The 24834-nt window shown below is 63.7% G+C and carries 23 protein-coding genes; 15 read left to right on the top strand and 8 right to left on the bottom strand.

The features are described from left to right. Positions 1-137 precede the first annotated feature (137 nt). The 4 genes from AC0NIL_RS16560 to AC0NIL_RS16545 all read left to right on the top strand — a co-directional run bounded on the left by AC0NIL_RS16560 (position 138) and on the right by AC0NIL_RS16545 (position 1917). Complete coding sequence (locus AC0NIL_RS16560; RefSeq protein ID WP_013531017.1) at positions 138-827, top strand: TetR/AcrR family transcriptional regulator; 690 nt, start codon at positions 138-140, stop codon at positions 825-827. Positions 828-945: 118 nt separating this feature from the next. Next, positions 946-1482 carry an SspB family protein gene (locus tag AC0NIL_RS16555; protein WP_013531016.1) on the top strand — a complete coding sequence of 179 codons (537 nt, stop codon included), beginning with the start codon at positions 946-948 and terminating at the stop codon, positions 1480-1482. 16 nt (positions 1483-1498) lie between these two features. Beyond that, complete coding sequence (locus tag AC0NIL_RS16550; RefSeq protein ID WP_275952758.1) at positions 1499-1696, top strand: DUF4169 family protein; 198 nt, start codon at positions 1499-1501, stop codon at positions 1694-1696. Then, positions 1693-1917 carry a ribbon-helix-helix domain-containing protein gene (locus AC0NIL_RS16545; protein WP_027034890.1) on the top strand — a complete coding sequence of 75 codons (225 nt, stop codon included), beginning with the start codon at positions 1693-1695 and terminating at the stop codon, positions 1915-1917. Before AC0NIL_RS16550 ends, AC0NIL_RS16545 begins: the two co-directional genes overlap by 4 nt. Here AC0NIL_RS16545 and AC0NIL_RS16540 read toward each other — a convergent pair. Further along, positions 1914-3716, bottom strand: coding sequence for a chloride channel protein (locus tag AC0NIL_RS16540; RefSeq protein WP_013531013.1), 1803 nt, complete (start codon positions 3714-3716; stop codon positions 1914-1916). The two genes, AC0NIL_RS16545 and AC0NIL_RS16540, sit on opposite strands and share 4 nt — an antisense overlap. 154 nt (positions 3717-3870) lie before the next feature. Between AC0NIL_RS16540 and AC0NIL_RS16535 the strand changes: the two genes are divergently transcribed. Further along, positions 3871-4308 carry a MarR family winged helix-turn-helix transcriptional regulator gene (locus tag AC0NIL_RS16535; protein ID WP_013531012.1) on the top strand — a complete coding sequence of 146 codons (438 nt, stop codon included), beginning with the start codon at positions 3871-3873 and terminating at the stop codon, positions 4306-4308. A 7-nt stretch (positions 4309-4315) separates the two neighbouring features. On the opposite strand, the gene AC0NIL_RS16530 is transcribed toward AC0NIL_RS16535, so the two are convergent. Beyond that, entirely contained in the window at positions 4316-8275 is a 3960-nt protein-coding gene (locus AC0NIL_RS16530) for an AsmA family protein (protein WP_275952757.1), read from the bottom strand. Positions 8276-8404: 129 nt separating this feature from the next. On the opposite strand from AC0NIL_RS16530, the gene AC0NIL_RS16525 reads away from it, so the two are divergent. After that, positions 8405-9376 carry a Dyp-type peroxidase gene (locus AC0NIL_RS16525; protein ID WP_275952756.1) on the top strand — a complete coding sequence of 324 codons (972 nt, stop codon included), beginning with the start codon at positions 8405-8407 and terminating at the stop codon, positions 9374-9376. 22 nt (positions 9377-9398) lie between these two features. Here AC0NIL_RS16525 and AC0NIL_RS16520 read toward each other — a convergent pair whose 3' ends face one another. Beyond that, positions 9399-9956, bottom strand: a complete 558-nt coding sequence (locus AC0NIL_RS16520) for a TetR/AcrR family transcriptional regulator (protein ID WP_275952755.1) — start codon at positions 9954-9956, stop codon at positions 9399-9401. 171 nt (positions 9957-10127) lie between these two features. On the opposite strand from AC0NIL_RS16520, the gene AC0NIL_RS16515 reads away from it, so the two are divergent. Continuing rightward, positions 10128-10631, top strand: coding sequence for a DinB family protein (locus AC0NIL_RS16515; protein WP_473572013.1), 504 nt, complete (start codon positions 10128-10130; stop codon positions 10629-10631). Between the two features lie 24 nt (positions 10632-10655). Here the strand turns inward: AC0NIL_RS16515 and AC0NIL_RS16510 are convergent, their stop codons facing one another. Together AC0NIL_RS16510 and AC0NIL_RS16505 are read right to left on the bottom strand one after the other, a co-directional pair. Continuing rightward, the gene (locus tag AC0NIL_RS16510; RefSeq protein ID WP_063173719.1) at positions 10656-11024 is read right to left on the bottom strand and encodes an avidin/streptavidin family protein; all 369 of its coding nucleotides are present in this window, start codon (positions 11022-11024) and stop codon (positions 10656-10658) included. Between the two features lie 168 nt (positions 11025-11192). Next, positions 11193-12605 carry an FAD-binding oxidoreductase gene (locus tag AC0NIL_RS16505; protein ID WP_275952753.1) on the bottom strand — a complete coding sequence of 471 codons (1413 nt, stop codon included), beginning with the start codon at positions 12603-12605 and terminating at the stop codon, positions 11193-11195. Positions 12606-12768: 163 nt separating this feature from the next. Between AC0NIL_RS16505 and AC0NIL_RS16500 the strand changes: the two genes are divergently transcribed. Then, a complete protein-coding gene (locus AC0NIL_RS16500; RefSeq protein ID WP_013531007.1) occupies positions 12769-13248 on the top strand; it encodes a thioesterase family protein in 480 nt (159 codons plus the stop codon). A gap of 235 nt (positions 13249-13483) precedes the next feature. Further along, on the top strand, positions 13484-13681 hold the full coding sequence (locus tag AC0NIL_RS16495) for a hypothetical protein (protein ID WP_013531006.1): 198 nt from the start codon (positions 13484-13486) through the stop codon (positions 13679-13681). Positions 13682-13709: 28 nt separating this feature from the next. Here AC0NIL_RS16495 and AC0NIL_RS16490 read toward each other — a convergent pair whose 3' ends face one another. After that, on the bottom strand, positions 13710-14189 hold the full coding sequence (locus AC0NIL_RS16490; protein ID WP_013531005.1) for an Lrp/AsnC family transcriptional regulator: 480 nt from the start codon (positions 14187-14189) through the stop codon (positions 13710-13712). 89 nt (positions 14190-14278) lie between these two features. Here AC0NIL_RS16490 and AC0NIL_RS16485 point away from each other — a divergent pair, with 89 nt between their 5' ends. The 3 genes from AC0NIL_RS16485 to AC0NIL_RS16475 all read left to right on the top strand — a co-directional run bounded on the left by AC0NIL_RS16485 (position 14279) and on the right by AC0NIL_RS16475 (position 16885). After that, positions 14279-15187 carry an EamA family transporter gene (locus tag AC0NIL_RS16485; protein ID WP_275952752.1) on the top strand — a complete coding sequence of 303 codons (909 nt, stop codon included), beginning with the start codon at positions 14279-14281 and terminating at the stop codon, positions 15185-15187. Between the two features lie 106 nt (positions 15188-15293). Next, entirely contained in the window at positions 15294-16442 is a 1149-nt protein-coding gene (locus AC0NIL_RS16480) for a histidine kinase dimerization/phosphoacceptor domain -containing protein (protein WP_027160613.1), read from the top strand. Continuing rightward, positions 16439-16885, top strand: coding sequence for a response regulator (locus tag AC0NIL_RS16475; protein ID WP_013531002.1), 447 nt, complete (start codon positions 16439-16441; stop codon positions 16883-16885). Before AC0NIL_RS16480 ends, AC0NIL_RS16475 begins: the two co-directional genes overlap by 4 nt. Before the next feature lie 9 nt (positions 16886-16894). Here the strand turns inward: AC0NIL_RS16475 and AC0NIL_RS16470 are convergent, their stop codons facing one another. Further along, positions 16895-17782 (bottom strand): dienelactone hydrolase family protein, encoded by an 888-nt coding sequence (locus tag AC0NIL_RS16470; protein ID WP_275952750.1) that lies wholly within the window; start codon positions 17780-17782, stop codon positions 16895-16897. A 427-nt stretch (positions 17783-18209) separates the two neighbouring features. On the opposite strand from AC0NIL_RS16470, the gene AC0NIL_RS16465 reads away from it, so the two are divergent. Next, positions 18210-18644 (top strand): hypothetical protein, encoded by a 435-nt coding sequence (locus tag AC0NIL_RS16465; protein WP_013530999.1) that lies wholly within the window; start codon positions 18210-18212, stop codon positions 18642-18644. 137 nt (positions 18645-18781) lie between these two features. Here AC0NIL_RS16465 and AC0NIL_RS16460 read toward each other — a convergent pair whose 3' ends face one another. Further along, entirely contained in the window at positions 18782-21097 is a 2316-nt protein-coding gene (locus AC0NIL_RS16460) for a glucose/quinate/shikimate family membrane-bound PQQ-dependent dehydrogenase (RefSeq protein ID WP_063168289.1), read from the bottom strand. A 194-nt stretch (positions 21098-21291) separates the two neighbouring features. Here AC0NIL_RS16460 and AC0NIL_RS16455 point away from each other — a divergent pair, with 194 nt between their 5' ends. Together AC0NIL_RS16455 and AC0NIL_RS16450 are read left to right on the top strand one after the other, a co-directional pair. Then, positions 21292-22122 (top strand): DUF2059 domain-containing protein, encoded by an 831-nt coding sequence (locus AC0NIL_RS16455; protein ID WP_275952749.1) that lies wholly within the window; start codon positions 21292-21294, stop codon positions 22120-22122. A gap of 90 nt (positions 22123-22212) precedes the next feature. Then, positions 22213-24813, top strand: a complete 2601-nt coding sequence (locus tag AC0NIL_RS16450; RefSeq protein WP_473572016.1) for an ATP-dependent helicase — start codon at positions 22213-22215, stop codon at positions 24811-24813. Positions 24814-24834 lie beyond the last annotated feature (21 nt).

Here is a 24834-nt window from a genome sequence, read left to right as displayed (position 1 = left end):
AGGACGTTCCATCCCGTGAGATTCCGACACCTCGAGAGCGAGTTCTGTTCGTCTCTCTCATGCGAAATCTCTTTATCTTGTGTCCACAAATTTAGACACTCTTGTCTAAATCGTCAATCGCCTCTATATAGTTTTTTATGAAGCTGCACGTTTCTCCTGACATTTTCCCGCCACGCGGTCATGAGGCCAAGCGCCTGTCGATCGTCGACTCCGCCGCCACCGTGTTTTGCCGCGAAGGTTTCGCCGGCGCCAACATCGACCTGATCGCCGCCGAAGCCGGCGTCTCGCGCCAGACCATCTACAACCATCACGGCGACAAGGAAAAACTGTTCGTCGCTGTGGTCCGTGATCTGACCGAACGTTGCAATGCCGGAATCTTCGCCACCATTGCCACCTTCCCCGATCAGCCGGGGGATCTCGAAGCCGACCTGATCGGCTTTGCGGTGCGTTTGAATCAGAATTGCATCTGCAACCGCGATGGAAAATTCCTGCGCAAGCTGATCCAGACCGAAGGCGAGCGCTATCCCGAACTGTTTGCCGAATGGCGCGAACAGGGACCGGGCAGGACATGGCCGGCAATCGCCGCCCGCTTCGCCCGCCTCGCCTATGGCGGCTATCTCACGATCGAGGACCCGGACGTGGCGGCACGCCAGTTCCTTGGCCTCGTCAATGCCGAACTGCAGACCACGTTCATGCTTGGCGGCTCGCCGCGCGAGGACGAGGTGCTGCAATCCGCGACCAATGGCGTGCGTACCTTCCTGCGCGCCTTCGGCAAGCGCCGCTCCGCGGCATCGTCCGAAAAGCAAAGCGCGCTCGCCAGCGCCTGAGCGATCAAATCGCTGGCAATAGTCTTCGCTTCCGCGCGAGGGTGATCTATATGCGGTTTACGCCGCGCTCAAGCTTGATTACAGCTATGCGGACGATTCAACGGAACCCGACCGCCACATGGCCGACGACCACATCCGCTACGACATTCTGGCCCAGGAGGCGTTGCGCGGCGTCATGCGCAAGGTCCTGGCCGAGGTCGCGCGCACCGGCCTCCCCGGCAACCACCACTTCTTCATCACCTTCCTGACCGGCGCGCCGGGCGTACGCGTGTCCTCGCGGCTGCGCGAGCGCTATCCCGAGCAGATGACCATCGTCATTCAGTTCCAGTATTGGGACCTGAAGGTGACCGATACCGGCTTCGAGGTTGGCCTGTCCTTCTCCGATGTGCCGGAAAAACTCGAAATCCCGTTCTCGGCCGTGCGCGGCTTCTATGATCCCTCGGTCAATTTCGAACTGGAATTCGACGTCAAGACGGATGGTGCGGCAGCCGATGAACCGGCTGCGCCAACTCCGGAGCCGTTGACCATCGTCTCCGAGAAAAAGCCGAAGGCCGAGAAGAAGGCCGCCGCCGAGGCGGAGAAGAAGCCCGCGGCCGCGGACGCCGCTACCAAGGGCGCCGAAGTGGTCTCGCTCGACGCCTTCCGCAAGAAATAGGCCGGCGACTTACGCCGTGGCCGAAATCGTCAATCTCCGCCAGGCCCGCAAGCAAAAGGCGCGGGACGAAAAGCTGCGCGCCGCCGAACAGAACCGCGCGCTGCACGGCCGCTCCAAGGCCGAAAAGGAACGCGACCGCATGGTCGCCGACAAGGCCGATAATTTTGTCGCCGGGCATCGTCGTGAAAAGCCCGGCGACCCCGACCGTCAATGAGCCCGGTCGAAAAGCGTTCGGTGACCATTCGCGGTCACCGCACCAGCTACTCGCTTGAAAAGCCCTTCTATGACGACCTCGTCGCGATCGCGGCGACCAGGGAGCTGACGCTCGCTGCTCTTGTCGCCGAAGTCGACGAGACGCGGCCCCGCGACACCAACCTGTCCTCGGCGTTGAGGCTCTATGTGCTGGAGTGGGCGAAGCGAGGAGAGAGTATCTAAAGGCTTTCGACCGCGTCGTCCTTTTTCCTGCGTCTGGTGCCGAAGCCAAGCAAGGTCGAACGCTCGCGCTCCTCGGCCTGTTTCCTGGACCGCACGCGCATCAAATCCTTCCAGCCGACATAGCCGACCAGCAACGAGCCTTCGCGAGTGACGACGGGCAGATGGGAGACGTTGGCCATCAGCAGCTTGTCGGAGAGGCCTTCGAGATATTCGTCCGGATAGGCCAGCGTCACCTTGCTGCCGGCCAGCAACGCGCCAAGCGTGGTGGTGCGGTGCGTGCCGGCGCGTCTCCAGCGCAATATCGCCGGCGGATCGATGAGGCCCAGCACCTGACCGTTCTCGTCGACCACCGGGAAACTCGGATGCCGTGTTTCCGGCGCCGTCAGGAAGGCTGCTGCGCCATGCAGCGTCATCGTCGCCGGCACGCTTTCGACCTGCGACGTCATCACCTCGCGCACCCTGGTCAGGGCGAAAGGGTCGACACGGTATTCGCGAACCAGATGGTGTCCCCTTCTGGCGATCTTTTCGGTCAGGATCGAACGCTTCATCAGAAGCACGGTCACGGCATGCGCCGCGGCGCAGGCGGCAATCAGCGGCACCAGCATATGTGTGTTGCCGGTCAGTTCGACGGCGAAGAACGTGGCGGTCAGCGGCGCGCGCATCGTGCCGCCCATGGTGGCGGCCATTGCCAGCAGCGCCCAGAAACCCGGATCCGCGGCAGGCAGAACGCCGGCGAGCACAGCGCCCATAGCCCCGCCCATGATCAACAGCGGCGCCAGCACACCTCCCGACGTTCCCGAGCCGAGCGCTACCGACCAGATGATCGCCTTGACCACCAGCAGCAGGAGTGCCGCCGTCGCGACGGTGCGGCCATCCAGCATGTCGGTGATGTTGTCATAGCCGACGCCGAGCGCGTGCGGTTCGATCAGCCCGCCTATGCCGACCACCAGTCCGCCAAGCATCGGCCACCACATCCAGTGGATCGGCAGCTTCTGAAAACCGTCCTCGCAGGCATAGACCATCTGCGTCAGCAGTCCCGACAGAAGTCCTGCACAAACGCCGATCGCCACCCAGCCGGCAAGGCCGACAAAAGACACCTCCATGCCGCCCTGAAACGGAAAGATCGGCCCGGGCAGATGCAGCATGGTGCGCTCGACCTCGGCGATAACAGCCGCGACCGCCACCGGAATGAAGCTGCGCGGGGTCCATTCGAATAGCAGCAGTTCGACCGCCAGCATGATGGCGGCGATCGGTGTTCCGAACACCGTGGTCATGCCCGCTGCCGCACCAGCCACCAGCAGGGTCTTGCGCTCGTTGTCGCTGACCGGCAGCATCTGCGCGATCAGCGAGCCGATCGCGCCGCCTGTCATGATGATCGGTCCTTCCGCGCCGAACGGTCCGCCGGAACCGATCGAGATCGCCGACGACAGCGGCTTCAGGATCGCCACCTTGGCGTCGAGTTTCGAGCGCCCGAGCAGGATCGCCTCGATGGCTTCGGGAATGCCGTGGCCGCGGATCTTCTCGCTGCCATAGCGCGCCATCAGGCCGATGATCAGCGCACCGATCACCGGAACGAGGACGGCGGCAAGCCCAAGCGGCGTGTTCTCGAGCTTCAGGTCGGCAAGCGAGAACTGGCCGAAATAGGCAATGTTGGTGGCAAGCCGGATCAGCTTCAAAAGCGCGATGCCGGCAAACAACCCGGCTGTCGCCACCACCACGGCAATGGCGGCGACGAGCAGAACCCTGGGATCCGTGGTGAAATCGCGCAGGTGCTCCGGGTTCGAATGATGGGTCTTCATGGCAGTTGCTTCCTGGCGGCGGCCGTATGTCTGGGGTGCGGCACGGTCGAAGCGGCCAGCCGGGTTTGTCGGTGGCTATGTATCGTAACACGATATAAATATTCAAGCCGGTTTCGCCCGAAATCCGTTTGAGCTTTCGCCGGAAAACGAACACATGTCTGATATGTCGCAGCCACGAGAACAACGTCCCGCCATCAGCCAGGCCGATTACCAGCGGCTGTCGGAGTTTCGCTACCTGATCCGCCGGTTCCTCGAATTCAGCCAGGTCCAGGCGGAAGACGCCGGCCTGACCCCGCGCCAGCATCAGGCGCTGCTGGCGATCAAGGGATTCCCCGGCGGCGGCCCGGTGACGGTTGGCGATCTCGCGGAACGCCTGCGCATTCGCCACCACAGCGCCGTCGAACTGGTCAACCGTCTCGGCGAGGCAGGGCTGGTCACAAGGGATCAGGACAAGGACGACCATCGCCGCGTGCTGCTGCAACTGACCGAGCGCGCCGACGATTGCCTGGCCGAGCTGTCGGCGGCGCATCTCGACGAACTGTCACGCATCGAACCGATGCTGCGGCGGCTGCTCGATCGAGACCGTGGGTAGTCGACTACTACTGCAGCGACTTCAGCAGATTGTCGATCGTGAACGGATTGGCCTTCGGCTTGGCCGGCGGCGGATTGTCGTTGGCCTGCGGCAGCGGCGCCCGCTCCACCTTCGGAGGCTGCGCGGCCTTGCGTTCGGCTTCGAGCCTTGCCTTTTCCTGCGAGGCAATACGCATCGCCTCTTCCGCCTTCTGCTGCTCCTGCTCGGCCTGCGCCTTGGCGGCCTCGTCGGCGGCCTGCTTTTCGGCAGCCGCCTTCGCATCGGCATCGGCCTTGGCTTTGGCATCTGCGTCCGCCTTGGCTTTCGCCTTCGCGTCGGCCTGAGCCTTTGCGTCCGCCTCAGCCTGAGCCTGTGCATCCGCTTCGGCCTTGGCCTTGGCGTCAGCTTCGGCTTTGAGCCGCGCTGCTTCCTCCTGCCGGCGCAATTCCTCGGCCGCCTTGTCGCGAGCATCCTGCAGCGCAGCGTAATAGCGCACCTCGCGCCGCAGCCGCTGCTTCTCGAGCAGCGCGGCCTGCATCGCCTCGACGCGCTGCTGCTCCTTCTCCAGCGCGCGCTGGGTCAGGAACTGCGCCAGCGGCTCACTGTCGAATGCTCGTTTGACCGCGCCGAACGGCCCCTCGGCGGTGAAATTCACAACCGGCTCGGAGCCGACCAGCGCCTCGTCGCCAGGCCGATAGGTGATCGCACCCTTGGCCGACACCGTGGCCGCGTTGAGATCCGCCGTGATGTCGGCGGACAAGGTCGCCGCTGGATTTTCCAGGCTGACCGGCGGCGCCCGCAGCGTGCCGCCGGCAACCGTGAAGGCTATGTCGGTATCGCCGGCGGCAAAACTGCCATCAGCGGCGATCTCGGGCGCGAAGCCGGCGGTCTTGGCCGCATCGATGTCGCGCCCGATCGCATCCGCCTTGGCGAGGAACGCACTGAACGCATCTGGATTGAGGCCAGCAACTTTCACGCCCTTCAACGCCGCAGTTCCGGAGCCTGACAAGGCAGCCACCATCCCTTCGACCGATTTGCCGCTGCTTGACAGCGCCGTCGACAAATCGCCGATGCCGCTGATGCCGGCATCCGGCAGCACGGTCGCCAGATCGGCGCCCGCCAGTTTCATCTGGCCAGAGAACAGCCCGGTGCCGTTGTTGTTCTTCAACTCGAATAGGCCGGTCAGCGCCCCGCCCAGCAACTTCGCCTTGAGATCCGAAACGCGGATGCCTTCCTGGTCGAGCTTGAGCGAAAAGGCGGCGTCATAGGCGGTGGCGAACCGGCCGGCGGCCAGTGCTGCCGTCGTCAGGTCGAGGTCGGCGGTGAATGGCAGGCTGGATTTCTGGCTGAACGGCGTCGCCGGCCACACGCCACCCTTGCCTGCCCCGTCTTTGGCTGCGCCCTCCTTGTCGGCCAGAAAGGCGGAGTCGCCGAACAGCGCCACCGCCAGGGGATCGAGGTCGAGTTCGTCGAGCGCCAGCGCCCCGGCCAGATGTGGCACGCCATCCTTTACATCGATATTGACGTCGCCGGACACCGCCGCTTCGTTGATGGCGCCGCTGAGTTCGTCCAGCACCAGCAGGCCGTTGCCGTAGTCGCCCTGCGCCGCGAGCGACGTCGACATGCCCGCCCCCATGCCTGGCAGGCCGATGCCCGACGTCATCAGCCATGGCTCGATGTCGGCGGCATCGAGGCTGAGCTTGCCCTTGGCGGCGAGGCCTTGCGGCGTGTCGGCGATCGTTCCCTCGAAACCGGCCTTGAAGTCATTGCCGGCAAGGCTGAAATTCGTCGCCAGGCCGCCGCCAAACGTGCCCTTGGCCTGAATATCGGTGTTTGCCTCGCCCAGCATGCCGAGCGGCAGCGCCGGCAGGCCATAGAGCGCCAGCAGCGCGGTGGCATCGGGGTTCTTGGCGTTGAAGGTCAGCGCCACCGGCGCTTCGAGAAGCTTGTCCACCGCGCCCTTCCCCGACAGCGACGCCGAAAAGGCCGAGCCGCCGGCCTTGCCTTGCCCGCTTACCGCCAGGCCCGTGGTGCCGTCGCCATTGTCGGCCGCACTGGCCACCAGGTCGATGCGCGCATCCTGGAACAGCTCGGGATAGGCAGCAGCACGGCTCGACAGTCCCTTGAGCACGGCACTGTCGGGATAGTGCTGGGCGGCGACATCGATCAGCGGCTTCAGATCGACGGCAACCACCGACGCATCGAGCTTGCCGGTTGGGCTCGCGGGGAAATCCTTGATCCGGCCGGTGGCGCTGATCGAGGCGCCGGCCAGCCCGCCCACCGAAAGCCGGTCGATTTCGAGCAGCCCGTCGCGCAGCCTGAGCGCCGTGTCGACCGTGTCGGCGGTCAACCCGCCGGCGTTGACCGGCCCGGCCTTGATCTGGAAATCGAGGTCTCGGTCGGCAAAGCGATTGGCGCCCTTGTCGCTGACGAAGATCGAGGCGAAGGCCGCCAGCCCGTCGACATCGAGATCACCGCCTTCGAGCCGCATCAGCACCGAGGGCTTGGCATCGTCGGGCTGGCTGGAATCGATGCGGCCGGAAAACTTCGCCTTGCCCAGGATCAGTTCGAGATCGCTGAAGGCCTGGCGCTTCTGCGAGAGGTCGACCTTGGCCTTGAAGCCCGCGGCCGGCAGGCGGCGGATCGCCTCGTCGACATCCTTCGACAGCCAGGCGGCAAAGCCGGAAGGTTGCGCCACGGCCAGCAGCAGCGAGCCGTTGAAGCCGAAATGACCCTCCAAATTGAGCACCAGCATGCCATCCGCTTCCAGCGTGGTGCGGCCGGGCAAGGTCGCGGCAAGCGATTTCACCGACCAGCCGCCATCGACCGGCTCGGCGGAAAGATGCACGTCGCGCACCGTGGTGTCGCCGACCACCACCGCCGGCAGCTTGACCTCGACCGTGCCGGGGATGGTCGGCTTCGGCATATCGAGCAGCGCTTGCTCGAACGCCGCGATGCGCTGGTCCAGCGTCAGGCCGGCGCCGGCTTCGGCGCCCACCGCCTCGTCGAACTGCACCTGCGCGCCATTGGCCTCGATGGCGAAACTCGGTTTCAGCCCGAGATCGACAGAAGCCTTGCCATCGGCGGTGTAGGGGTTGTCGAGCGGCCCGGTCTCGAAGCGGAATTCGTCGACCCCGAGTTTCTGGTGGTCGAGCGAAAATTTGCCGTTCAGCCGAAAGCCCGGATCGGGCTCACCGGCCGAGGCTTTCACCGTCTCGCCATCGGTGCCGCGCAGCTCGGCGCTGTTCTTGTCGGCACCGGAAATCTTGAACTGGCCGGAGTAGACGGCGGCTCCATTGACGATGCCGGCATTGCCGTCGGTCTCGATGACCAGCGGATACGCGTCCGGATCGGCCTTCAGCCGAAACCGCATCTGTCCTGAGCCTTCGGCCTTGCCGGTGGACGCGGTGACCGCGGTGCGCAACCCGTCCAGCCGCAGCGTGCCGTCCATGCGCCATGGGCCGGCCAGCGACTTGGCCGAGACGGTCGAATTGATCTCGGAAAACAGATGGCTGCGCCCGCCAGCGGCATGGCGAACTTCGATCTGACCCTCCGTCACCGTCAGCTTCTCGATCGAGATCTGGCTGGGGTCGAAGGGCGAGGACGGCCGTATCGCCCAGTCGACAGTGCCGTCATTGGCGATATCGATGGTCGCTTTCGGCCGCACCAGCCGCATGTCGAAGATCAGCACTTCACCGCGCAGGAAGGGCGCCAGTTCCGCATCCATCGAAAACGTCTCGACCGTCATGGCCGGCTGGCCGTTGGGGCCGCCGGCGACGGCGACATTCGAGAAGGTCACCGAAGGGAACGGCAACAGCCTTGCCGTGGCGTCGCCCTGCACGGTCACCTTGCGGCCGAGAATGGCGCTCGCCTCGCGCTCGAAGTCGGCGCGGTAGCCGGTCCAGTCGATAAAATACGGCACCACCAGCGCCGCACACAGCACCAGCACGAACAGGCCACCAAAGATCACGAACAGGCGTGCGAGCATCAGCTCCGAACAGGTTGGTTGAATTTCCGCCGCACTCTACCCGCATCCGCGTGTCGATAAAGAGGCAATTCATCCAGTTGCGCGATCTCCGGTGATCTGAAACAAATCCCGGCGAAGCGGAGAAATCGGATGTCGGGCAAGAACTGGGATCGCGTGCCGATCGATGCGCAAAGTGTCGACGCTCCGCTGTCGCTTTCGGCGGTCTTTCTTGTCGTCGCCGTCGCCAGTGGGCAGAGCGCGCTCGCCAAGGTTGCGTCGGTGCTCGGCAAACTCGACGACCTGGTCAAAAATGTCGGATTCCGCGACCTTTCCGGGCGGCTGTCGTGCATAGCCGGCATCGGCCGCGATCTCTGGGATCGTCTCTCTCCAGACCGGCGGCCGCTGGAACTGAAACCGTTCGCGCCGATCAAGGGTGCCGTTCATTCGGCGCCTTCGACCGCCGGCGATCTTCTCTTCCACATCCGCTCCGAGCGACCCGACATGTGCTTCGAGTTCGAGCGCATCCTGCTCGACAATCTCGGTGACGGCGTAAGCGTCATCGATGAGGTTTCCGGCTTTCGCTATTTCGATGCGCGCGACCTGCTCGGCTTCGTCGACGGGACCGCCAACCCGACCGGCCTCGACTTGCCCGCCTCTGCGCTTATCGGCGATGAAGACGCCGACTTTGCCGGCGGCAGCTATGTCGTCGTCCAGAAATATCTCCACGACATGCAGGCCTGGGCGCGCATTCCGACGCCCGAGCAGGAAGCGATCATCGGCCGCACCAAGATCGACAACATCGAAATCGACGATGACGATGCGCCGCGCAAATCGCACAAGTCGCTGGCCACCATCGAGGATGCCGCCAGCAACGAGTACGATATTTTGCGCGACAACATGCCGTTCGGCAGGCCGGGACAGAACGAGTTCGGCACCTACTTCATCGGCTATTCCAGATATCTTTGGGTCACCGAAAAAATGCTGCAGCGCATGTATATCGGCGAGCCGCCGGGCGCTTACGACCGCCTGCTCGATTTCTCCACGCCGTACACCGGCACGACATTCTTCGCGCCAACCCGCCCCATGCTGCAGACACTTGTTGAGGGCGCGCAGGAGAACTAGTCGGGCTCAGTTAGATGCCGGATCAGCCCGTGCGTCGGCTGCGCAGATAGGCGCAGACCAGTTCGATGAGTTCCGCTCGCAAGGCCGGCGATTGGAGTTCGCCATGTCGCGCCGCTGCGTGCACGACCCCTTCGACCGCGCCCGACAGCACGCGCGCGGCAATGTCGTCGCGTTCGGGATCGGCCTTGCCCTTGGCCGACGCGATTACCGCCCGGTAGCGGCGCAGATACTCCGCCTCGAACTGATCCTGCGTCGAGCGGGCGGCAAGCGGCACTTCGTCGAGCAGGACGCGATGCAGTTCCTGATCGACGCTGTGGGCGGCGACGACGCCATCGACAAGCTTGGCCGCCCGCTGTTCCACCGCGACCGCTGAGCCGCGCTCATCCGAACCGGATATGGCCGCGAGCACTGCGTCGAGATGGCGTTTGCGGATCTCCTCCGCCAAGGCCAGCTTGTTGGGGAAATACTGGTAGATCGAACCGACGCTGACGCCGCCCACGGACGCCGTTTCATTGGTGGTGAAATCCGCCCAGCCGCGCCGTGCCAGAACGCGAGCCGCCGCCTCCACGATCGTGTCCACGGTCGCACGCGAACGCTGCTGCCGTGGTGCTTTGCGCACGCTTCCAGATTGCAAGGGAACGCGAGTAGCCATATCGGGGCTTCTTCCGCAAAATGCGACTGTCAGCTCACATTTATCGAGCGGGCCGCGACAAGCAAGTCCCGCCTGTCACCTAAAAAACGAGAGGCCATCATGAGCAGCAAGACCCTGCTTCACTCCCTATTCCGCTACAAATCATGGGCTGATGATGGACTGCTTGCCTTGCTGGCAGGGATCGAGAGCGACGTATCGGAAGAGCAGTTCGGCACGATCCTCGAGACCATCAATCACGCGCATGTCGTCGACAAGATTTTTGCCTCGAACGTCCAGAAGCAGAAGCACGGTTTTCGCGATACAGGCACGAGCAGCACGCCGACACTCGCCGAGTTATCGAAGGCGATCACCGAAACCGACCAGTGGTATCTGCGCTATGTCGAACAGCTGGAGCCCGAAGCTCTGGCGGAGCCGATCCCCTTCACCTTTACCAGTGGTGCTCCAGGGGAAATGTCACGCGAGGAGATGTTGGCACACGTCATTACCCATGGCGGCTATCATCGCGGCGAGGTCGGCAGGATCGTGACCCAATTGTCGAAACCCACGTCTCCCGACACGTTCACCGGCTATCTTCATCAGGCCGAGCCGGTGCGTCGCGCGTGAACCCCGAACGAGCTGCCGTCGACACTAGCTTCTTTGGAACGTGTCCGCGCTGGTCGACATCGAACGCCACCAATTCAGCTTTTCGATTTTCGCGGGTTGGCCCTCGCCGCCGGCCTTTATCGCCGCATCCGAGACGACAAACCACAACGTCTCCATTTTGCCCGCCCGAAGGAGGCCGGTGTAGGAAACGATCGCATCCCCAACCGCCGTCTTTCCGCCGCCGGCAAAACTGATGCAGTCGCCGCGGTGGACGCCTAAAATCGGAATCTCCTGGCCATGGAAACCGCTATCCGGCAGCGCGGTTCGAAACGATCCCGATATACGATTGTCCGCATCATCGGTGATCTCGACAATGGACCCGTATTGATTCTTCCAGACGCCTTTCCAGTTCATGGGCGGCCGCTCCGCTTTGACGATATGCGTCGGTTGCCGCAACGTGAAAAGGTGGGAATCGGTTCCGAAGGTGCCGGCAATTCCAGGCCCACCGTGCGGCCGATCTCGGCCTGAAACGTGGCTCGGTCCAGGACAAAGCCGCATGCGAACCTTGCGTCGAAGGACTGGCTAGTTTTGCGGCAGGATTTTGCCCGGATTCATGATGTTTTGCGGATCCAGCGCCTGCTTGATGGTGCGCATGATGTCGACGCCGTGGCCGAGCTCGTGGCGCAGGAAGCCGATCTTGCCCTGGCCGATGCCGTGCTCGCCGGTGCAGGTGCCGTCCATGGCGATGGCTCGCATGTTGAGCCGCGCGACGAACTTTTCCGACAGCGCGATCTCCTTGGGATCGTTCACATCCATCAGCACCAGCACGTGGAAATTGCCGTCGCCGGCATGGCCGACGATCGGCGCGATCAGGCCCATCTCGGCGATATCGGCCTCGGTTTCCATGACGCATTCGGCAAAGCGCGAGATCGGCACGCAGACATCGGTCGACAGCCCCTTGGCGCCGGGCCGCAGGGTCAGCGACGACCAGTAGGCGTCGTGCCTCGCCTTCCACAATTTGGTGCGCTCCTCGGCGACGCTGGTCCACAGGAACGGCCCGCCGCCATTCTCCTCCGCGATCATGCCGAAGGTCTCGGCCTGTTCGGCAACACCGGCATCGCTGCCATGGAACTCGACGAACAGGCACGGGCTTTCAGGATAGTCGAGCTTGGAATAATTCTTCATCGCCCGCATCTGCAAGGCGTTGACCAGTTCGATGCGCGCCACCGGGATGCCCATCTGGATCGTCGCGATAACCGCGTTGCAGGCCGCCTCGACGCTCGGAAACGGGCAGACGCCACCCGAAATCGCCTGCGGGATGCCTTGCAGCTTCAAGGTCAGCGACGTGATGATGCCGAGCGTGCCTTCCGAGCCGACCAGCAGCCGCGTCAGATCATAGCCGGCCGAGCTCTTTTTCGCGCGCTTGCCGGTCGTCACCGTTTCGCCGTCGGCCATGACGGCGGTCAGCGACAGCACGTTCTCGCGCATCGTGCCGTAGCGCACCGCGTTGGTGCCGGAGGCCCGCGTTGCGGCCATGCCGCCCAGCGAGGCATTGGCGCCGGGATCGATCGGAAAGAACAGGCCGGTGTCGCGCAGGTGCCGGTTCAAATCCTCGCGGGTGACGCCGGGTTCGACCGTGCAGTCGAGATCCTGCGGATTGACAGCCAGGATGCGGTTCATGCGCGAGGTGTCGACCGATATGCCGCCGCCCGGAGCATTGGTGTGGCCTTCCAGCGAGGAACCGACACCGAAGGCGATGACCGGCACGCGATGCACGGCGCAGGCGCGCACGATCTCCTGCACCTCGGCCGTCGTCTCGGGGAACGCAACGCCATCCGGTGCCTGCGTCGGAATGTAGGTGGTGGTGTGCGCGTGCTGCGAGCGGATCGCCTGGCCGGTCTGGAATCGCTCGCCGAGCTGCTGCTTGAGGATGCCGAGCACCGCGGCGATGCCTTCCTCGTTGCGTTCGACCGGGTTGAGGTCGCTCAGAGCCATGAATTCCTCCGCGAATGGACCAGCGTCCATGCTTGTTATGCGTCTATGGATGCGTAAAGCAATTCCAGGAAAAGTGTGAAGCGGTTTTCCGTCCGAAATTGCGTCAGAACAAATAGAGTCTCCGGAGCCACGCTCTGTCCAGCACCAGAACAAGGAAGTTTCGATGCCCATCCCCACTCCCTTCGTCTCGAAACCCATGGACATCGAGAAGGACTGGATCGACTACAACGGCCATCTCAACATGGCCTATTACAACGTGCTGTTCGACCGCTGCTCGGACGACGCCTTCGAGGCAATGGGCATGGGACCGAACTATGCCAGGGATCGCCGCCTCACCATCTACACCGCCGAAGTCCATGTCTGCTACGTGCAGGAGCTGCATCTCGAGCACAAGGTCACGGTCTCCTTCCAGCTCATCGACCATGACGACAAGCGGCTGCGGGCCTATCAGGAAATCCGCCATGTCGACGGCTGGCTGGCCGCGACTTCCGAATCGCTGTCGCTGCATGTCGACATGTCCGGGCCGAAGGTGGCGCCCTTCCCCGCCGATGTGCTGGCCAGGGTCGAAGACATGCGCGCCGCCCATTCGGCCCTGCCGATGCCGGAACGGGCCGGCCGCTCGATCGGCATCAAACGCAAATAGGGCGATGCCGACACGTCTCGTTTCCGGCTTCAAAGCCACACCGGCGATCTAAAATCGCAGAACCTTGCCATCGACCGGCGGCGGCGCTTGAAGCGGCGCGGCGCCCTCGTTAACCTTACCAAGGTTTTAACGGGAACAAGCCATTTGAGCCGTTGCGCGACTCAGCGGGCCGGTCGAAAACGATCTGCATCGAGGTAGCGACACGGGCGGCGCGGCGCCGGTTCGAGGAAAGTGCATGAAAACCGACATCAAGGTCGAGGTGGACAGGTTGGCTGCCGATCCGCGCATCACCGACTACGATTTCTGGCGCTCGCTCAAGAACGTCAACAATGAGATCTTCCACATCGCCAACAACAACGAGCCGATCCCGTTCGACATGATCCGCTGGCGCGCCATCCTGAAACAGGCGCGCATGAAGCGCGGCCACGCATAAGGTCCTCGAACGGAACAATCCCCGCAGGTCAAGCCTGGCGCCTCAACGCCGCCAGGGCCGAACGCGCCACCACCGGCGAGGACTGGATGATCGCCGTGTTGGTCATCGCGTAGGGAATGATGCGGTCGATCACCCGCTCGAGGTCGACCACCGACCCGACATGCGCCAGCGCGATGAAACAATCCTCTCCGGTTACGCGGTCGCATTGCACGATCTCCGGCAGTTCGCGGATGATCTCGGCCACGACGGCCAACTGCCCCGGCACTGGCCGGATGCGCAGCCATGCCGACAGCGGCAGGCCGAGTGCCGTCGGGTTGATCCTGACCGAATAGGCCTCGATGACGCCGCTTTCCTGCAGCCGCTTGATGCGCTCAGCCACACTCGGTGCCGACAGGCCCACCGAGCGTGCCAGCTCCGCCGTGCTGGTGCGCGCGTCCTTTTCCAGCAGGCGCAGGATCTTCATGTCGGCGGCATCGAGATCGGCGCTTTCAGTTCGAAGGCGCTTCATGGAAAACTCCTTTATTCCGGGAGAAAGATAGCCGAAATAGCTAATCATCATCTATATAAATAGGCAAATCTGCCTGCGATACTGATCCGATGGATGATCAAACGCAAGCTCTCGCGGCGACCCCTGCCCCGGGCAACTTCACCCTGGGCAAGCTAACGGAAAAACTGCCGCCGCATGTCTGGTTCGGCGTCAGCGCCGTCTTCCACTATCTCGGGCCGGCCTTCGCCGTGCTGCTTTTCCCGCATGTCGGCGTGCTCGGCATGGCGTGGCTGCGCATCGCCACGGCAGCACTCATCTTCGCACCCCTGACCCGTCCATGGCGAAGCTTCGCACGCGCCGATCGCACGACGCGGCTGCTGTTGCTGGCCTTCGGCGCCTGTCTGGCGGTGATGAACTGTTCGTTCTACCTGGCGCTCGACCGACTGCCGATCTCGCTGGTGGCGGCGATCGAATTCGTCGGCATCATCGGCGTCGCGGCGATCGGCCTCAGGAGCACGCGCAATCTCGCCGCCCTTGCCATCGCCGTCGCCGGCACCTTGCTGCTCATCGATGTCAGATGGTCCGACGATCCCATCGGGCTGTTCTGGGCCATCCTCAACGGGGCGCTGTTTGTCGGTTACATCGTACTCGGCCATCGCGTCGCCGCTTCAGGCGCCGGCAGCGGCATCGCCGACCTGGGTGCTGCCATGGCGGTCGCCTTCATCGTCGTGCTGCCGATCGGCTTCACCGATGCGCTGCCGGCCTTTTTCTCACTGCCGCTGCTGCTCGCCGCCATCGGCGTCGGCATCTGCTCGTCGGTCATTCCTTACATCTGCGACCAGCTCGCCATGTCGCGGCTGCCACGCGCGAGCTTCGCGCTGATGCTGTCGCTGCTGCCGGTCACCGCGACGCTGATCGGCGTCGTCGTGCTGCGCCAGATTCCGGGTTTTATCGATTGCCTCGGCATTGCGCTGGTGGTCGCCGGCGTCGCCTTCCACAAGCCGGCATCGGCCGGCTAACTCCGGAGGCCTGATTCTCGGTACGAACTGCGACAGGAAGGCTCAAGATTGAACCAAATCGGCGTCTGATCCGTTGTCACCCGCGAAAATGGCTTGGAGTGACAGAATGGAATGGAAACGGACCAGGGAGCCTGCCGACGCATGGCACATGACGGACGATCTGCATGTCGAGCACGGCAAGGGCGATCCGTTCGCGGCGGCTATCCGCGCCACCCGCATGTCGATGATCATTACCGATCCCCGACAGCAGGACAATCCTATCGTGTTCGCCAATGACGCTTTCCTGCGACTGACCGGATATGAGCGTCATGAGGTTCTGGGCAGGAACTGCCGCTTCCTGCAGGGACCGAAGACCGACAAGGCCGCTGTCGAACAGATACGCGCGGCGATCGAGGATGAAACCGATGTCAGCGTCGATATCCTGAACTACCGCAGGGACGGCTCGACCTTCTGGAACGCGCTCTACATCAGCCCCGTTTCGAACGACAAAGGCGATTTGCAGTTCTTTTTCGCATCGCAGCTCGACGTCTCGGATCGCAAACAATCGGAGAGTCGCATCAACGCGGACAAGGACCGCTTCGAAAAGGCGGTGAAGGAACGCACCGCGGAACTGGAAGCCGCCCTCGAGGCGCAGACCACCTTGCTGCATGAGGTGGATCACCGGGTGAAAAACAACCTGCAGATGATCTCTTCCCTCATCATTATGCAGCGGCGGACCATACGGGACGAAGCGATCAGGCGTTCGTTGACCACCATGCTGGAGCGCATCGAAGCCCTGAGCACGGTGCATCGGCGGCTTTATCAGTCGAAGGACGTCAGCAAGTTCGATGTGGCGGATTTCGCCAAGGATCTGGTGACAGACCTGCTGACGGCGTCGGGACGCTCTGAGATCAGTCCGGCTCTCGACCTGGAACCGATCGTCATTTCCGCGGAAAAGGCAACGCCCGTCGCTCTGATGGTCAACGAACTCGTCACCAATGCTCTCAAGCATGCCTTCAAGTCCAAGCCCGACGGAATGTCGGCCGGCCGCCTGGGCATCAAAATGAGCCAGCCCGACGGCCACTTGAATATCGAGGTGTCGGACGACGGCGTCGGCATGGCCGACGCCAACGGCGATGCCTCGTTCGGCATGCGGCTGATCAAATCGCTCGCCCGCCAGTTGCATGCCGAGATCGAATGGCGCGACACCGGCCCCGGCACGAAGGTCGTTATCTCGATCCCGAACGAACCTCAGGAAAAAGGGAATGTGTCATGATTGAGCCGCTCAAGGTCCTGATCATCGAGGACGAAGCGCTGCTGGCAATGGAGCTGGAGAGCCTTGTCGAGGACGCCGGCCACAGCGTCGTCGGCTGGGCGACCTCTTCGGCGGAAGCCATGGCCATGGCGGATGCGACCGAAGCCGATATCGCCTTCGTCGACATCCATCTGAGTGACGGGCCGTCCGGCATCGACGTGGCCAAGTACATAGGCGAAAGGAAGAGTTCGACGGTGGTGTTCATGACCGCCAATCCGAAGCGCATCCCCGATCATTTCGCCGGCGCGATCGGCGTCATAGCCAAGCCTTACACGATGAACGGGCTGACGTCGGCGTTGCGGTACCTGCAGGAAGGCGTGCGCCGCCCGCCCCCCGTTTCGGCGCGGCCGGCCGGCTTCACCCTGTCGCCGGCCTTCGAAACCGCCTGGGCGCCGGCGGCATGACAGCTGAAGTCATTTCAGTTTTTCCCGAAGGAAGGCGATCGTTCTGCCCCAGGCGAGGTCAGCCGCCTTCTTGTCGTAGCGCGCCGCCGACGTATCGTTGTTGAAGGCGTGGTTGGCGCCTTCATAAACATAGACCGTGTAGTCGACATGCGCCGCGTCGAGTTCGTTCTTGAAGGCGTCGATGCCGGCATTGATGCGCTCGTCGAGTCCGCCATAGTGCAGCAGCAAGGCCGCCTTGATCTTGGATACATCGGCGGCCTTCGGCTGCATGCCGTAATAGGCAACGCCGGCACTGAGATCGGGCGCGTTGACGGCCAGCATGTTGACCGTGCCACCGCCCCAGCAGAAGCCGATAGCGCCGACCTTGCCGTTGCCGTCCTTGTCGCTCTTGAGGAAAGCGACGGTCGCAACACCGTCAGCGATGGTCTGCGCCGGATCGAGCTTGCCGAACATGTCGCGCGCCTTGTCTTCGTCGGTCGGCGTGCCGCCGAGCGGCGACAGAAAATCCGGCGCCAGCGCCACGAAGCCTTCCAGCGCCACGCGCCGCGCCACATCGCGGATATGCGGGTTGAGCCCCCTGTTCTCATGCACGACGATGACGGTACCGAGCTTGCCCGCCTGGTTCGCCGGCTTGACCAGATAGCCCTTCATCTCGCCGCTGCCGCCGGGGTAGCTGATGTCCTCGCCCTTCACGCGCGGATCGTTGTCGGCGACGATTGCTGCTTGCGCCGAATTGGCCGCCAGAAGCGGCGCGATCGCTGCCGCCGCCGCACCTGATCCGGCAAGCCGGGTCAACTGCTCCATGAACCGGCGGCGATCGAGCGTCAGATGCGTGTACTCGTCATAGGCGTCGATCATCGCCTGGGTGATGGTGGGCTTGGCGTCGGGTCTCGTCATGGATGGGCTCCTCTGCTTCGGGCTTCAATTCCCAGCTACATAGGGACCAAGCCGGCATCATCCAGTCGAGCACTCATCGCTGCCGTCGATCGCCTCAGGCGTATGCCGCCGGCCGCGTCCGGGCAGCAAAGCCGGTGCCCATGCGCGGCCGTGTCATCACTTTTTAGTCATTGGCGATAAATCCTGCTGGCGCTGCCACAATCGTGAAGGAAGGTGGCTATCGACGGTATCTTGACCGCGTGCCTCAGACCCAGAAGGAAGCGAGACCATGACCATGCCTTCCCCGATCCTCGCCAGCGCGGTCGTCCTTGCGGGGGCCGCCGCTTTGGCCCTACGCTCGATGGTTGTGAATGCAGGCAGACTATCGTTGATCAGGGTCCGCGCTGAGCGGAACCGCAACACGAAAACCCAGGGTTGAGGTGACGCCATGAACGTCCAGGACATCGTCAACACCGTTTCGCAGAAGGCGGGCCTCGACCAGGCGACGACGGAGAAAGTCGTCGGCACCATTTTCTCGGTGCTCGAACACGAGGCGGAAGGCACCAGCGCCTCGGCGTTCTTCGCCAAAATCCCCGGCGCCGACGACCTCGCCCATCAATATGACGTCATGGCCGCCGCTCCGGCCGGCGGTGGCGGTTTTCTGTCGTCGTTGCAGGGCGCGCTTGGCGGCGTTCTCGGCGAGAAGGCCGGCGCGCTGATCAACGGCATCGCCGCGCTCAAGGCATCCGGGCTCGACATGGCGCAGATCCAGAAGGCCGGCGCGACGCTGATCCAGCAGGCCGAAGCCGCCGCCGGCCCCGACCTGACCAACAAGGTGCTCGGCTCGGTGCCCAGCCTGAAGGGTCATTTGGGGATTGGCTGATCGACAACGGGCCGATCGGAAGATTCCCGCCCCTCATCGCCCAGTCGGGCACTTTTCCCCGTCACTGTGCGGGGAAAGGATACCGGCACAGATGAGGGGCGGCGCGACCTCTGAAAGATCGCGTTACCCTGTCGCCCCTACTTCGGCAGCGCGTAGGCCATCACATAGTCACCAGGCTTGGTGCCGACCGAACCGTGGCCGCCGGCGACGATGACCACGAACTGGCGGCCGTCGGCGACCGTATAGGTCATCGGCGTCGATTGCCCGCCGGCCGGCAGCCGCGCCTGCCACAGCTGCTTGCCCGATGTCAGGTCGTAGGCGCGCAGGTAGTCGTCGACTGCGGCCCCCAGGAAGGCGACGCCGCCGGCGGTGATCATCGGCCCGCCGATGCCGGGCACGCCGACCTTCAGCGGCAGCGGCAGCGGCGTCATGTCGTAGACGGTGCCGTTGCGGTGCTTGTAGGCGATCTTGCCGGTCCTGAGATCGGCACCGGCGACATAGCCCCAGGGCGGCGCCTGGCAAGGAATGCCGAGCGGCGACAGGAACGGTCCCATCACCACCGCATAGGGCGCGCCCTCGTTGCGGTTCAGCCCCTGTTCGCTGCCCCGCCCTTCGTCCGGCGGCGGCACCTGATCGCGCGGGATCAACTGCGACTTGAACGCCAGATAGGTCGGCATGCCGAACAGCACCTGCCGGACCGGGTCGACGGCGACGCCACCCCAGTTGAAGGTGCCGAAATTGCCGGGGTAGATCAGCGAGCCCTGGACGGAAGGCGGCGTATAGCGACCCTCATAGCGCAGGCCCTGGAATTCGATCCGGCAGGCCAACTGGTCGAACATGGTGAGGCCCCACATGTCGGCGCCGGTCAGCGGCTTCGGCATGAAGGTGAGATCGGAGACCGGCTGCGTCGGCGATGTGTGGTCGCCTTCGATCGCGCCGCCGGGCGCCGGCACTTCGTTGACCGCGATGACCGGCTCACCGGTGCGGCGGTCGAGCACATACAGATCGCCCTGCTTGGTCGGTCCGACCAGCGCCGGCACCACCGTGCCGTCGGGTTTGGTGATGTCGATCAGGCTCGGCTGCGCCGGTACGTCCATGTCCCAGAGATCGTGGTGCACGGTCTGCCGCACCCATCGCACCTGTCCGGTGTTGAGGTCGAGCGCGGTGATCGACGACGAGAACTTCTCGACATTGGCACTGCGCCCGGCGCCGAGCTGATCCGGCGTCTGGTTGCCGAGCGGCACGTAGAGCAGGCCGAGCTTCTCGTCGGCGCTCGGCGTCGACCACATGTTGGGCGAGTTGGCGGTATATGTCTGGCCGGCCGGCAGCGGCGTCGTCTGGTCCGGATTGCCGGAATCCCAGTTCCACACCAGCGCGCCGGTGGCAGCGTCGTAGGCGCGGATGACGCCGGACGGCTCCTGCGTCGAATAATTGTCGTTGACCGCGCCGCCGACAATGATCTTGCCGCCTGAGATCAGCGGTGCCGAGGTCGAGTAATAATAGCCCGACTTCGGATAGGGCATGTTGGTCAGAAGGTTCAGCGTGCCGCCCTCGGCGAAAGCCGGGCAGATCTGCCCGTTGGCGGCGTCGAGCGCGATCAGCCGCGCATCCGAGGTCGGCAGGTAGACGCGGGTCGCACAGGGCTGGCCGGCGGCGCCGGCGGCATCGGCGTAATAGGCCACACCGCGGCAGGTCTGGTGCTGGCGGTCCTTGTCAAGCTTGACCTTGGGATCGAAGCGCCATTTCTCCTTGCCGCTCGCGGCATCGATGGCGATGGCGAAATTATGCGGCGTGCAGATGTAGAGCGTGTCGCCGATCTTCAGCGGCGTCACCTGATAGGTGGTCTCGCCGACATCGTCCGGTCCCTTCACGTCGCCGGTCTGGTAGGTCCAGGCAGGCTGCAGCTTGGCGACATTGTCCGGTGTGATCTGGTCGAGCGGCGAATAGCGCTGGCCGAACTGCGTGCGGCCGTAATAATGCCACTCGCCGGCCGGCACGTCATTGCCGAGATTGGCGTTGGCGACCACCTTGTCGGTGCCGAGTTCGCCGGCAATGTCCTTCGGATCCGAAGTCATCGAATAACCGGCGACGGCCAGTGATGCCAGCACGGCAAGGATCAGCGGCGCGCGTGCGTCAGGGCCGACAAGACCCCGTCTCGCCCACGGCGTCAGCAGCCACAAAGCGAGAAGCACGATGACGCCGCCGCGAGGCCCGAGTTCCCACCAGTCGAAGCCGGTTTCCCAGACCGCCCAGGCCAGCGTGCCGAGCACGATCGCCGCGTAGAGCCACAGCGCGGTGGACCGGCGCCGGTAGAGCAGCCAGGCGGCGATCAGGAAGGCAAGGCCAGCAACGACATAGTACCAGCTGCCGCCCAGCATCGCCAGGCGGATGCCGCCGCCGCCGAGTGCCAGGCCGATGAGGAAAAGAATGAGGGAGGTGATGGTGACAGCCAAGATGATACTCCTTCGACTGTTGCGCTTTGCCACGCCAAGGACAGCCCGATGTCCCGTTCCTGCCCTGCGCACAGCTTTCTCCTGCCCGCCCCGCCTGTCAAGCTGGCCCACACGCCAAGGTGGCAATTCATCTTGCCTGCGGTCGGGTTATCGAGCAGTCTCCGTCGCAGCATCACCGTGGAGTAGACCGAGTCATGCCCTTCGTCTTTCCGCCATGGATGCGCATTGCCGGCGCGCTGTTCGGCTTCGTCGTGCTTATGGCTGGCAGTCAACCCGCGTCGGCACAAACGCTCGAGGAGATCAACAAGGCAAGCGGCTTCCACGAGATGCTGGCCGGCCTCGGCCCAAGCATAGTCGCCGGCATCAAATCCGTGCCGGGGCCGGAAAAAGTCAAGGAAGCCTTGTCCGCCGCCGCTGAAGGCGCTTTTGACGCTGACAGGATGGAGAAAGCCGTAGAGGCGCGGATGACGGACCGGTTGCAGCCCGTCGATCTCACCGATCTGGCTGCTTTCTTCGATTCACCATTGGGCAGGCGGGTCACAGCCCTGGAGATCCAAGCGTCCGATCCGCAAGCCGTGGGGCGCAAGAAGATCGAAGGTCCGAAAATCCTTGGAGGACTTCAGGCGGGAGATCCGGCACGGCTCGCGTTGTACCGGAAAATCGTCGACGATACCAGCGCCGTGGACATGGCTGAAGCGATCGCATTGAACATGGGCTATGCGATGGTTTCGGGAATGCTCGCGGCAGCCGGGCAGCCTTTATCGGATCAGCAGATAATGGTGCTGGTGCATAAGCAGGCCGGCAACCTTCGTGAAAAAGCCGAAAAGGGGATCATGGAAGGAAATGCTTTCGCCTATCGTGACTTGTCGCTCGACGATCTCAGGCTTTACGCGGCATTTCTCGCGTCCCCTGCGGGCAGCCATTACTACGACCGGATGCAGACGGCACTCGGCGCCGTGATGACCGATGAGGCGCGTTCGTTAGGGCAGCGATTTTTCGTCGCTCTCGGCTACCGCAAGGCCTGAACAGCCCGTACATCCTTGCCGCCAGCACTTTAGCGGAACAAAACGTAGACAGTTCTGGTCTTTCCCCACCGAATCACTACATTCGGGGCAATGTCCGGCTTTTCCGAAGACATGCCCTTTTTCGACGAACCCAATGCGCGGCCCTCGGCCCCGTCGGGCATTGCCGCGCGCGCCATGGCTGCCCGCAGCGGACACAACAACGCACCCGACTATCTGAAGGGCCTGAACCCGGAGCAGCGGCTGGCGGTGGAAACCACCGAAGGCCCCGTTCTGGTGCTGGCCGGCGCCGGCACCGGCAAGACCCGCGTGCTCACCACCCGCATCGCCTACATACTTGATACCAAACGGGCTTGGCCTTCCGAGATTCTCGCCGTCACCTTCACCAACAAGGCTGCGCGCGAGATGAAGCAGCGGATCGGTATCCTGATCGGCGAAGGCAATGTCGAGGGCATGCCATGGCTCGGCACCTTCCACTCGATTGGAGTGAAGCTGCTTCGCAGACATGCCGAACTCGCCGGCCTGCGCTCCGACTTCACCATCCTCGACACCGACGACGTCGTGCGGCTGATCAAGCAGTTGATCCAGGCCGAGGGGCTGGACGACAAGCGCTGGCCGGCCAAGCAGTTCGCCCAGATGATCGACGGCTGGAAGAACAAGGGGCAAGGCCCCGCCGACATCGCCGAGGGCGACGCGCGTGCCTTCGCCAACGGCAAGGGCCGCGAACTCTACAAGGCCTATCAGGAGCGGCTGAAGACGCTGAACGCCTGCGATTTCGGCGACCTGCTCTGCCACCCGATCCGCATCTTGCGCGCCAATCCGGACGTGCTGAAGGAATACCACAAGCGCTTCAAGTACATCCTCGTCGACGAGTACCAGGACACCAACACCGCCCAGTACATGTGGCTGCGGCTGTTGGCGCAGCGGCCTCAAGGCAAGCCGATCTCCCCCCTTGAGGGGGAGATTGGGCGCTCTTCGGCCGAAACCCGCGCCACCGTTAACATCTGCTGCGTCGGCGATGACGATCAATCCATCTATGGCTGGCGCGGCGCCGAGGTCGACAACATCCTGCGTTTCGACAAGGATTTTCCCGGCGCCACCATCATCCGGCTGGAGCGCAACTACCGCTCGACCGCGCACATCCTTGGTGCCGCCTCCCACCTCATCGCCCACAATGAGGGCCGCTTCGGCAAGACGCTGTTCACGGATCGCAACGATCCCGAGGATGGCAAGGTCAATGTCCACGCCGCCTGGGATTCCGAAGAAGAAGCCCGCGCCATCGGCGAGACCATCGAGGCCTATCAGCGTCAGAAGCACAATCTCAACGACATGGCTATTCTTGTCCGTGCATCCTTCCAGATGCGGGCCTTCGAGGATCGCTTCATCACACTCGGCCTCAACTACCGCGTCGTCGGTGGCCCGCGCTTCTACGAGCGCCTGGAAATCCGCGACGCCATGGCTTTCTTCCGTGTCGTCGCGCAGGGCGCCGACGACCTCGCTTTCGAACGCATCGTCAATGTGCCCAAGCGCGGCTTGGGCGAAGCCACCATCCGCCAGATCCACGACACCGCCCGTGCGCTGCGCATCCCTATGCTGGAGGCCGCCGCCAAGCTCGCCGAAAGCGACGAGTTGAAGCCGAAGCCGCGCGCCGCCTTGCGCGAAGTGGCGGCCAATTTCGAGCGCTGGCAGAAGGCGCTGGAAACCACGCCGCACACCGAACTCGCCGAGACCATTCTCGAAGAGAGCGGCTACACGGACATGTGGAAGAACGACCGCTCGGTCGAAGCCCCCGGCCGGCTGGAGAATCTGAAAGAGCTGATCCGCTCGATGGAGGAATACGAGTCGCTGCGTTCCTTCCTCGAGCATGTCGCACTGGTCATGGACGCCGAGCAGAATGCCGGGCTCGACGCCGTCTCGATCATGACGCTGCATTCGGCCAAGGGCCTCGAATTCGAGACCGTCTTCCTGCCCGGCTGGGAGGAAGGCCTGTTCCCGCATCAGCGCGCGCTCGATGAAGGCGGCCGCTCCGGGCTGGAGGAAGAGCGCCGCCTCGCCTATGTCGGCCTGACGCGGGCCAAGAAGAACCTGCATATCTGGTTTGTCTCCAACCGCCAGATCCATGGCCTGTGGCAGTCGACGATCCCGTCGCGCTTCCTCGAGGAATTGCCGAACGCCCATGTCGAGGTCGCTGAAAGCGGCAACTCCTACGGCGGCTACGGCAATTCCTATGGCGGCGGTTCCTTTGCCTCCGGCCGCGGCGGCCAGGGCGCAGGACGGCAGAACCCCTATGGCGCCTCGCGCTTCGACAATGTCGGCGCCGACAGCGAAAAATCCGGCGCCTTCTCCAACACCTATGCGACGCCGGGCTGGCAGCGCGCGCAGGCCAACCGCACCGAGGCGACCGACCGCAACTGGGGCTCGCGCTCGGGCCACCAGGTCGAGCGCATCGGCTACGGCGAGACGGACAGCGGCTACGGCGCCGGCCGCACCTCGGTCAAGGGCCGCACCATCGACGGCGAGCTGGTCGCCAAATCCGTCTCCGACAAGCCGTCCGCCTTCAACGTCGGCGACCGTGTCTTCCACCAGAAATTCGGCAACGGCAACATCTCGGCCATCGAAGGCAACAAGCTGACCATCGACTTCGACAAAGCCGGCCAGAAACGCGTGCTGGATGGGTTTGTGGCTGCGGTGTGAAGATGGCGTTTTCCCCGCGGA

It is taken from the genome of Mesorhizobium sp. WSM1343, assembly GCF_055901535.1.
This window is presented reverse-complemented; position numbering and strand designations above follow the sequence as displayed.

Bases quoted from the DNA above. Each gene is read 5' to 3' on its own strand.
- AC0NIL_RS16545 (WP_027034890.1), top strand. From the start codon at position 1,693: ATGAGCCCGGTCGAAAAGCGTTCGGTGACCATTCGCGGTCACCGCACC.
- AC0NIL_RS16490 (WP_013531005.1), bottom strand. From the start codon at position 14,189: ATGAAGCGCCTTCGAACTGAAAGCGCCGATCTCGATGCCGCCGACATG.
- AC0NIL_RS16510 (WP_063173719.1), bottom strand. From the start codon at position 11,024: ATGAACTGGAAAGGCGTCTGGAAGAATCAATACGGGTCCATTGTCGAG.
- AC0NIL_RS16555 (WP_013531016.1), top strand. From the start codon at position 946: ATGGCCGACGACCACATCCGCTACGACATTCTGGCCCAGGAGGCGTTG.
- AC0NIL_RS16540 (WP_013531013.1), bottom strand. From the start codon at position 3,716: ATGAAGACCCATCATTCGAACCCGGAGCACCTGCGCGATTTCACCACG.
- AC0NIL_RS16535 (WP_013531012.1), top strand. From the start codon at position 3,871: ATGTCTGATATGTCGCAGCCACGAGAACAACGTCCCGCCATCAGCCAG.
- AC0NIL_RS16480 (WP_027160613.1), top strand. From the start codon at position 15,294: ATGGAATGGAAACGGACCAGGGAGCCTGCCGACGCATGGCACATGACG.
- AC0NIL_RS16505 (WP_275952753.1), bottom strand. From the start codon at position 12,605: ATGGCTCTGAGCGACCTCAACCCGGTCGAACGCAACGAGGAAGGCATC.
- AC0NIL_RS16515 (WP_473572013.1), top strand. From the start codon at position 10,128: ATGAGCAGCAAGACCCTGCTTCACTCCCTATTCCGCTACAAATCATGG.
- AC0NIL_RS16470 (WP_275952750.1), bottom strand. From the start codon at position 17,782: ATGACGAGACCCGACGCCAAGCCCACCATCACCCAGGCGATGATCGAC.
- AC0NIL_RS16450 (WP_473572016.1), top strand. From the start codon at position 22,213: ATGTCCGGCTTTTCCGAAGACATGCCCTTTTTCGACGAACCCAATGCG.
- AC0NIL_RS16525 (WP_275952756.1), top strand. From the start codon at position 8,405: ATGTCGGGCAAGAACTGGGATCGCGTGCCGATCGATGCGCAAAGTGTC.
- AC0NIL_RS16455 (WP_275952749.1), top strand. From the start codon at position 21,292: ATGCCCTTCGTCTTTCCGCCATGGATGCGCATTGCCGGCGCGCTGTTC.
- AC0NIL_RS16530 (WP_275952757.1), bottom strand. From the start codon at position 8,275: ATGCTCGCACGCCTGTTCGTGATCTTTGGTGGCCTGTTCGTGCTGGTG.
- AC0NIL_RS16465 (WP_013530999.1), top strand. From the start codon at position 18,210: ATGAACGTCCAGGACATCGTCAACACCGTTTCGCAGAAGGCGGGCCTC.
- AC0NIL_RS16495 (WP_013531006.1), top strand. From the start codon at position 13,484: ATGAAAACCGACATCAAGGTCGAGGTGGACAGGTTGGCTGCCGATCCG.
- AC0NIL_RS16500 (WP_013531007.1), top strand. From the start codon at position 12,769: ATGCCCATCCCCACTCCCTTCGTCTCGAAACCCATGGACATCGAGAAG.
- AC0NIL_RS16475 (WP_013531002.1), top strand. From the start codon at position 16,439: ATGATTGAGCCGCTCAAGGTCCTGATCATCGAGGACGAAGCGCTGCTG.
- AC0NIL_RS16560 (WP_013531017.1), top strand. From the start codon at position 138: ATGAAGCTGCACGTTTCTCCTGACATTTTCCCGCCACGCGGTCATGAG.
- AC0NIL_RS16485 (WP_275952752.1), top strand. From the start codon at position 14,279: ATGGATGATCAAACGCAAGCTCTCGCGGCGACCCCTGCCCCGGGCAAC.